Genomic DNA, 7,960 nt, shown 5'->3' on the forward strand with positions numbered 1-7,960 from the left:
ATTGGCGATAAGCACCCTGATGGCGCGCCCCTCGCCGTTCGACCGTAGCCGCTTTACCCCGCCTCGAAAAGCCCACAGCGCCCCGCGATCGGCGGCGTCAGGCGCGTCCTCCGCCGCCCGCCGCATCTGCCCGTTGCCATCTATGTAGTCGACGGACAGCAGCGCCGAACTGGCCATCCCGTACGGGCGGGTCAAAAACCCGACCCCTCCCCCGAACGTGTAACCGGCGACGGCCACCGTGGGCGAGGTGCCGGCCAGTCCCAGCAGCCCGTCGCGTTCGGCAATTGCGTTGACCGCTGCCCAGGTTGCGCCCCAGGACCCGTGGGCCGGCTACCGGCTGTGGAGCATTGACGCGCTTGGACCTGTCGTCGATGCCTGGGCGAGTGCCATGAGCCAGATCGGTGATGCGCTCTCCACCAGCCTCAGCGGTGCTGCGGACCCCGCCGGGTGCACCGGCGTTCCCTCCTGCGCTGCAAGGCGTTCCGGTTGTGCATCTGGCGTTCGCGTCACCGCAGGGCGCCGATGCGGCCGCCCCGCTGCTGCGCGCCCTCGAAGCCGCACCGGCGCCCGCGGTGAACAGCAACTGGGCGCGCGCCGATGCAGCCCGGCTGGCCCAAATCCACCTCGACCCACCCAATCCGGTTCCGGCGCTGGGCATCGGAAGGTGGCTGGGACCTCATGCGGTGGACGTGGCAGCCGAGGTGTTGGGCACCGCGGCCGCGCCCGATTCGCCGGTAGCGGTGGTCGAGTTCCGAAATCTGGGCAATGCCGCACCCACTCGCGACGGGGCGATGACCGCGGTGCCCGGACCTTTCCTGCTGCACGCGGTCGGTCTCGCTGCCGACGCCGCCTCGGGTGCTCGCACCGAGCGGGGGTTGGCAGAGGTTCAGGCCACCGCGATGAGGGCCGACATCGGGCTCGCCGCAGCGTCGTTCGCCGACGGCCGTGCCGCGGTCGAGGACGGGCTGGACCGCTCGGGGTTACAGCGTCTGGTCCGGATTCGCACCGCCGTGGACCCCGAGCGCCGACTGGCCCCGTCGCGACTGCTCGCCGCCGCGAATGATGCGTCACGCGGCAAGGGCGACGGCTAGACCGGTTCTATTCTGCCCCAACGCGATTGGCGATAAGCACCCTGATGGCGCGCCCCTCGCCGTTCGACCGTAGCCGCTTTACCCCGCCGCGACGCCCAAAGGCGGTCCAACCGTGGCTGCCGGAACGCATCCGGTCGCCGTTACCGCGGTGAATGCGAGGATCGCCGCAACGACGACCTTCGTGACCAGACGTGACATGACGGCCTCCGCTCATCCGACCCCCTTGTCAGAACTATAGGTCGAACGCGCCACTATTTCAATCACTGTTGAAATATTCCCGATCTCCGGGCATAGTTCGAAGCGGGTTCGAGGGTTTACAGCACGAGCGCTGAGGCGAACGAGTTTGACTGCTCTATCGTGGCTTTCCTGGCGCGCGCGAGGGCAGTCGCCGGTACGAAGCGTCCATGATGGCGATGCCAGGGAGAAGGGGAGTCACGTGACGTCGAAGGTTCCGCCGGTCAGTGTCGCGCGAGCCGTCGAACGGGTCCGCCACCAGTTGTCGCGGCTGCGCCAACGCTCCGCTCCGCCCGCGGCGGTGATGATGGAGTTGATCCTGAACGCTTGGGTCGCGCAAGCGATCACGTCCGCAGCGGACCTTGGCGTGGCGGATGCCCTGGCGGGCGGCCCGCTGTCCGGCGACCAGCTGGCAGACCGGATCGGCGCCGACGCCGACGCCCTGAGGCGGCTCATGCGCGCGTTGATCGGCATCGGGATCTTCCGGCAGCGCCGTGACGGGCGCTATGCGCTCACCCCACTGGGGGACACGCTGCGCACCCACGCGCCCATCTCGATGTCCGGGATGGCGCGGTGGGTCGGATCGCCGCAGCATCGCGAGCACTGGAGCCACCTGACCGATGCGATCCGGACCGGGAAGGCGGTCATCCCAGAGCTTCGCGGCAAACCGGCCTTCGAGTACCTGGCCGAGGAAGGGGAGCTGGCGGAGATCTTCAACACGGCCATGACCAATGTGTCCGAATTCGCGACCGTGCCTTTGACGGCCGCCTACGACTTCGATGCCTTCGGCACGATCGTCGATGTCGGCGGCGGACATGGTCGACTGTTGGCGGCGATCCTGCAGACGGCTCCGAATTCGCGCGGGGTGCTGTTTGATCTTCCGGAGGTCGTGGCGGGCGCCCCGGAGTTGCTTCGCAAGTACGGTGTCGACCACCGCGTCCGGATCGAAAAGGGCTCGTTCTTCGATTCCGCACCGGAGGGCGGCGACGCGTATGTGCTCAAGAACGTCATTCACGACTGGCCCGAGGACGACGCGGTGCGCATCCTCACCAATGTCCGCGCCTCAGCTCGCGCCGGTGTGCGCCTGTTGCTCTGCGAGTTCGTCATTCCCGAGCACGACCGCGACTTCCACGGCAAGTGGGTGGACCTCGAGATGCTGGTCGTCGCCGGCGCTCGCGAACGCACCGCGGACGAATACGGCCGGCTGTTGGACCAAGCCGGTTTTCGCTTGGCTCGCGTCGTCGAGACCGTATCTCCGCTCAGCATCATCGAGGGAATCGCGGTGTAGCCGAGGCTATGCGGCATCCCGCACTACCCAGGCACAGATTCGTCTCGCGCCAGCGCGACGCACTGCCCGAGTTCCCTGACCGGATGGCCATCTGCCAGGCCTTCAGGCGATTCCGCCTCATCTTTGCTGCAAAACTCTTTGAGGTTTCCCTGGCATAAGCGATAACGGTCCCAGCGCCGCCCTGTTCTGCCAAGATCTACACGTCATACCGCGGGCTGGAGGGGGCGCGTTGCGGTTTTTGAGCCGCCGCATGGGTTACGGGCTGTCGGCTGTCGTCGTTGCTGCGGCAGCATTCAATGCGCTCGGGTTGTGGGGGGTGGCGACGGCACAGCGGGCGCAGTTCGTTCTTGAAGCGATGTTGTGCGTTGTGGCGCTACTCGCCGGGCTGGTTGTCGTTCGACGGGTAGCCGCCCGTGCACGATGGTGGCGCGTGACCCTGCTGGCAGCCATCGCCACCTTCCTCGCCGCCGAGGCCCTATCCCAGCGAGTCCGGGTGGCCGATATCGGCGCGACGGCGCCAACGTCCGCGGTCGTCGGCTATTTCGTTGCCGGCCTGCTGTTCGGCGCGGCGATACTGCTGCTGGTACGGTCCGGTGACGGAGCGCTGGCGCGAACGTGGATGGTGGGACGGCAGAACGTAATCACCACCGCCCTTGATGGACTGCTGGCGACTCTGGCGTTCTTCCACCTGGTCTATGTCGCCCGGCTGGGGGCCATGCACGGAGCCGCCTTGCCACGGTCGACCAACACCGCAGTCGTAACCGGTATCGCGGTAGTCGAGATCGTCGTGGTGGTGAGCGCCCTGCTTCTGGCGATGTGGTATCCGCCGTATCGGCCGGGCCGGACCAATTACATGCTGCTTGCCGCCGCGGTGATCACCCTGACGTCTTCGGACCGGCTGCTGGCCTACCTTCGCAGCGTCGGAGTGACGCAACTGGACTTGTGGGTCGGCACCGGATTCGTCATCGCGCCGCTGCTGATCGCATGGAGTTTGTTGGATTTTCCGCCACGCGCCCGCCCCGAGCACGAAGAAGAGATACCGATCAACTGGGCGCAGCTCACCCTGCCGTACGTGGGATTCATGGGCAGCACCGCTCTCGTCACTTTCCACGAGCTCATCGGACACCAAGTCGATCCCGTCTTCATCGGCACGTATGTTGCGATGGCCGTGCTCGTCTCGACCCGCTACCTGGTGGCGATGCGCGTGCAGCGGACGCTCACCGAACAGCTCATCGACGCCAAAAGCCGCCTCGCTCATCAGGCTCATCACGATCCGTTGACCCACCTGCCCAATCGGTTGTTCTTGGCGCAGCGGCTGAACGAAGCCATACGCGATGGACCGTTCGTACTGATCTTCGTCGACATCGACGATTTCAAAGTGGTCAACGACCGATTCGGGCACGCGGCCGGTGATGAGCTGCTCTGCGCGATCAGCGGGCGGCTCAGGGATTGCCTTGGCGCCGACGACACACTGGCTCGTGTCGGCGGAGACGAATTCGCCATCCTCATCACGGGTGTCGTGGACGCCCCCGAACTCGTCGCCGATCAGCTGCGGCTTGCCCTTCGCAGCCCGTTCTCGGTACACGGCACGTCGGTGCGGGTGCGTGCCAGCATGGGCCTGGTGAGTCCCGGATGCGACGGTCTGCCTCGTACCTCCGATGATCTCCTGAGGCAGGCCGACATCTCGATGTACACCGGAAAGCGGCTGGGCAAGGACACCGCGGTGGTCTACCGGCCGGCGTTCACCGAGGCCGAGGATTTCCCGACGGCGCTCCGGCAAGCGAACGGTGGTGCTCCACAAGGCTTTCGGCTGAAGTACCAACCGATCGTCGGCCTGCCGGAGGGCAACCGAGTCGCCGTCGAGGCGCTTGCCCGCTGGACCACACCGAGCGGCATCCAGATTCCTCCCCAGACCTTCGTGTCCCTGGCCGAAGCCAACGGCATGGGGGCGGAACTCGATGCCCTGGTACTCGATCGAGCCTGCGCGGACATCAACTCGTCCGGCATCGCACTGGACGTTCACATCAACATCGGTGCCGCGCGATTGGGCAGCGTCGATTTCGAACGGGTGATCAGCCGCACGCTCGACCGGCACGGGCTGCCGCCGCAACGCGTCGTCCTGGAGATCACCGAGACGGTGCCCATTGTGGACCTCGCCGACGCCGCGGCGGCCATCAGGCGACTCAATGGCCTGGGCCTCAGAGTGGCCCTGGACGACTTCGGCGCCGGGTACAACTCGCTGACCTATTGGCACGAGTTGCCGGTGCAGATCGTGAAACTCGACCGCGGGCTGGCGACAGGTGTCGAGCCGGGACGTAACCTCACGCTGTATCGCTCAGTCATCGGGCTCTGTGAAGCCCTGGGCCTCAAGGTTATTGCCGAGGGAATCGAAACCGCTGAGCAGGCTGAGACAGTCTTCATGGCCGGATGTGGCCTGGCGCAGGGCCATCTGTTCGGTCGGGCCGCCGACCTGAGTGACTTCGTCGCGTCTTAGCCGCTTCAGCTCGCGTCCGTCGGTCCGAGCTCACACGCCCTGCTCGAATGCGGACTTTCGGAGCCAGCGGTCGATCAGGACGCGATGAACGAGAGCAGATCCGGGTTGAGCACATCCGCGTGTGTGGTCAGCATGCCGTGCGGGTAGCCGGGATAGGCCTTCACGGCGCCGTTCTGAAGGAGGTCGACCGCCCGGGGCGCCGCGCTTGCGAACGGGACGATCTGATCGTCGTCGCCGTGCATGACCAGGACGGGAACGGTGATCGCCCGCAATTCGTCGGAGTAGTCCTGCAGCCAGGACACCACCGTCTCGTAGTGAGCCTGGGCACTGCCGGACATGCCCTGACGCCACCAGTTCGCGATGACCGCCTCGGACGGTTCCACACCCGGGCGGTTGAATCCGTAGAACGGCCCCTCTGGCACGGCGCGGAAGAACTCCGATCGATTTCCCAAGATGCCCGCACGCACCGCGTCGAACCACTCCTGGGGTTGCCCGCCCGGATTGTTCTCGGCCTGCGCCATGCTCGGGGTCGGGGAGGACACCAGCACCGCCTTGGCGACCCGCTCCTGGTGGCGCGCCACATAGCAGGCCACTTCAGCGCCGCCGGTGGAGTGCCCGATGTGGACGGCGTCGCGCAGTTCGAGTTGCTCGGTCAGCGCGGCCAGATCGGCCACCCAGTGCTCGATGTCGTTGCCGGTCCCGACCTGCTCGGACCGGCCATGCCCGCGCCGGTCGTGAGCGATCACCCGATAGCCCCGGTGCAGGAGGAACATCATCTGCGCATCCCAGTCGTCGGCCGTCAGCGGCCAGCCGTGACTGAAAACGATCGGCTGGCCGGAACCCCAGTCCTTGTAGAAGATCTCGACACCGTCCGAGGTGGTGATGGTGGGCACAGACGCTCCTCTCGCAGCCGTTCGCCGTTATCGAATGACAGTCAACCGCAAGCCAAACATTTTTGCCTGCCAGGTCTGCGACAGCTTGGACCGCTGCGAGTTTTCGGGTGTGCCCTCACGACTGCTTTATGTGGGAATTACGCACATCGATGTTGCTGCGAAATGGATTGGTGCGCATTGTGATAACAACTACGGCGGAGTCCTACTGGTAACCCGCTAAATTCGATTGCGCCATGGCCGCGCGCATGTGGTCGCGGTGGTCACGTCAGCGGCGTCGCTGAGGAGGGCCAGGAGACGGGTTGTACGGTATCCAGGCGGCTCTCGGAGGTTCACGATGACACCACCCAATGACGACACCTGGGGTCCGGCTACCGGAGTGGGAACCACGGCCACGATGGCGGCGGCCGCGAGAGCCGTCGCCACCAGGGATGGGATTATCGACGATCCTTTTGCCGAGCAGTTGGTGCGCGCGGTCGGTGTGAGCTTTCTGACCCGCTGGGCTACCGGCGAGCTCGTCGCCTCGGATATCGACGTCGCGGGCAGCTCATGGGGGCTGGCGCAGATGCCCGCATCGATTGCGGCCCGCACGCGGTACTTCGACGAGTTGTGTGCCGATGCCGCAGGAGCGGGCATCCGTCAAGCCGTGATCCTCGCCTCGGGCCTCGACGCCCGCGCCTACCGACTGGACTGGCCTAAAGGGATGACGGTGTTCGAGATGGATCAACCGGCCGTCATCGAGTTCAAATCCACCACACTGGCCAAGCTCGGTGCCGTACCAAAAGTTGACCTACGCACGGTCGCCATCGACCTGCGCGACGACTGGTCGACGGCACTGGTTACGACGGGTTTGGACGTCAAGAAGCCCACGGTATGGATTGCCGAAGGCCTATTCGGCTATCTGACACCAGCGGCCCAGGATCGGCTGCTCGAGATGGTCACCGCCCTGAGCGCGCCGGGCAGCCGACTCGGGAGTGAGGCTGTGCCGAATACCGCCGACATGGACCCCGACGCAGCGCGCCAACGGATGCGCGAGGCCACTGCCAAGTGGCGCGAGCACGGCTTCGAACTCGACTTCGACGTGGTCCAGTTCGAAGGTGAGCGCCACGACGTCGGGGCGTACCTGGATGCGCTCGGGTGGGCGTCGGTCGCAACGCCGATGGCCCAGCTGCTCGCCGGCTTCGGGTTGGGGGCGATCGCACGGGCCGCCGATGATCGACAAACGATGAACGGCGTCAACTACTACACGTCGACGCTGGGCGTCGGCCGCTAGAGGCATTTCGGGGGAGCGGCACTCGCCGGGCGCTCAGCTGGGGCATGCGCGTGCCAGGGTGGCCATCTCGTCCCCGAACTCCTGGTTGGCCCGAGCCACGGCTTTGGCCGATGGCGGCAGTTCCGTTTTCAGCGGGTCTTGTCTGCCTAGGTCGTCGTTCATCCGGTTCGCGTCCGTCATGAATTCACGGGCCAGCGCTGCCGCTCGCTGCGCGTGGGCCGACAGCCCGGGCGCGGTCACCTGGTTGGCTCGCCGCTGCAGGCCGTCGAGCCACGCCTGATAGTCGGCGTCACTGGGTACCGAGTTTTGTTCGTAGGAGCCCGGCGGCGCAAACCGCGTCTTCGCCTTCAACGAGGCCTGCGCGTCGCGGTTGAAGTCGATGAATTGCCGCACACTCCAACACGGTTGCGCCCGCTCATCGATCCGCCACGCGACGAACAGACCCGCGGCGGCCACGGCTGCGCACCATACCGTCAGCAACCGCCGGGCGGTCTCGTGTGCGTTTGCGGCCACGCGATCAACCTAGACCAGGGATCGGGACGATTGGCACCCAGCGGTCGGCGCCCGTCACGCGTGGGGGCAGAAGAAACCCAGGATCTGTTGGCAGTTGTCCCTGTTGATGAGCGCCGGGCGGGGGCGGGGCGGAGGGGTCGGTGTCTGCCGTAGTCGCCGACGTGAGTGATATCATGG

The 7,960-nt window shown here is 66.1% G+C and carries 6 protein-coding genes and 1 pseudogene; 4 read left to right on the forward strand and 3 right to left on the reverse strand.

Features of this window, described 5'->3' with window-relative positions; translation table 11 throughout:
* Positions 1 to 300: pseudogene (locus A5691_RS11435) on the reverse strand (FAD-binding protein); the annotation flags it as partial.
* Positions 301 to 488: 188 nt separating this feature from the next.
* Between A5691_RS11435 and A5691_RS11440 the strand changes: the two are divergent.
* The 3 genes from A5691_RS11440 (at position 489) to A5691_RS11450 (ending at position 5,107) form a co-directional block, all read left to right on the forward strand.
* Positions 489 to 1,091, forward strand: coding sequence for a hypothetical protein (locus A5691_RS11440; protein WP_068016062.1), 603 nt, complete (start codon positions 489 to 491; stop codon positions 1,089 to 1,091).
* Between the two features lie 436 nt (positions 1,092 to 1,527).
* On the forward strand, positions 1,528 to 2,613 hold the full coding sequence (locus tag A5691_RS11445) for a methyltransferase (RefSeq protein ID WP_068016065.1): 1,086 nt from the start codon (positions 1,528 to 1,530) through the stop codon (positions 2,611 to 2,613).
* Between the two features lie 250 nt (positions 2,614 to 2,863).
* Positions 2,864 to 5,107, forward strand: a complete 2,244-nt coding sequence (locus A5691_RS11450; RefSeq protein ID WP_082950254.1) for a GGDEF domain-containing phosphodiesterase — start codon at positions 2,864 to 2,866, stop codon at positions 5,105 to 5,107.
* 74 nt (positions 5,108 to 5,181) lie between these two features.
* Here the strand turns inward: A5691_RS11450 and A5691_RS11455 are convergent, their stop codons facing one another.
* Positions 5,182 to 6,000 carry an alpha/beta fold hydrolase gene (locus A5691_RS11455; protein WP_068266576.1) on the reverse strand — a complete coding sequence of 273 codons (819 nt, stop codon included), beginning with the start codon at positions 5,998 to 6,000 and terminating at the stop codon, positions 5,182 to 5,184.
* Between the two features lie 334 nt (positions 6,001 to 6,334).
* Here A5691_RS11455 and A5691_RS11460 point away from each other — a divergent pair, with 334 nt between their 5' ends.
* Positions 6,335 to 7,270 (forward strand): SAM-dependent methyltransferase, encoded by a 936-nt coding sequence (locus tag A5691_RS11460; RefSeq protein ID WP_067888164.1) that lies wholly within the window; start codon positions 6,335 to 6,337, stop codon positions 7,268 to 7,270.
* A gap of 33 nt (positions 7,271 to 7,303) precedes the next feature.
* On the opposite strand, the gene A5691_RS11465 is transcribed toward A5691_RS11460, so the two are convergent.
* Positions 7,304 to 7,783: a hypothetical protein gene (locus A5691_RS11465; protein WP_068018841.1), complete on the reverse strand. Its 480-nt coding sequence runs from the start codon at positions 7,781 to 7,783 to the stop codon at positions 7,304 to 7,306.
* Positions 7,784 to 7,960 lie beyond the last annotated feature (177 nt).

Source organism: Mycobacterium sp. E183 (assembly GCF_001667735.1).
In the GTDB taxonomy this organism is placed as follows: domain Bacteria; phylum Actinomycetota; class Actinomycetes; order Mycobacteriales; family Mycobacteriaceae; genus Mycobacterium.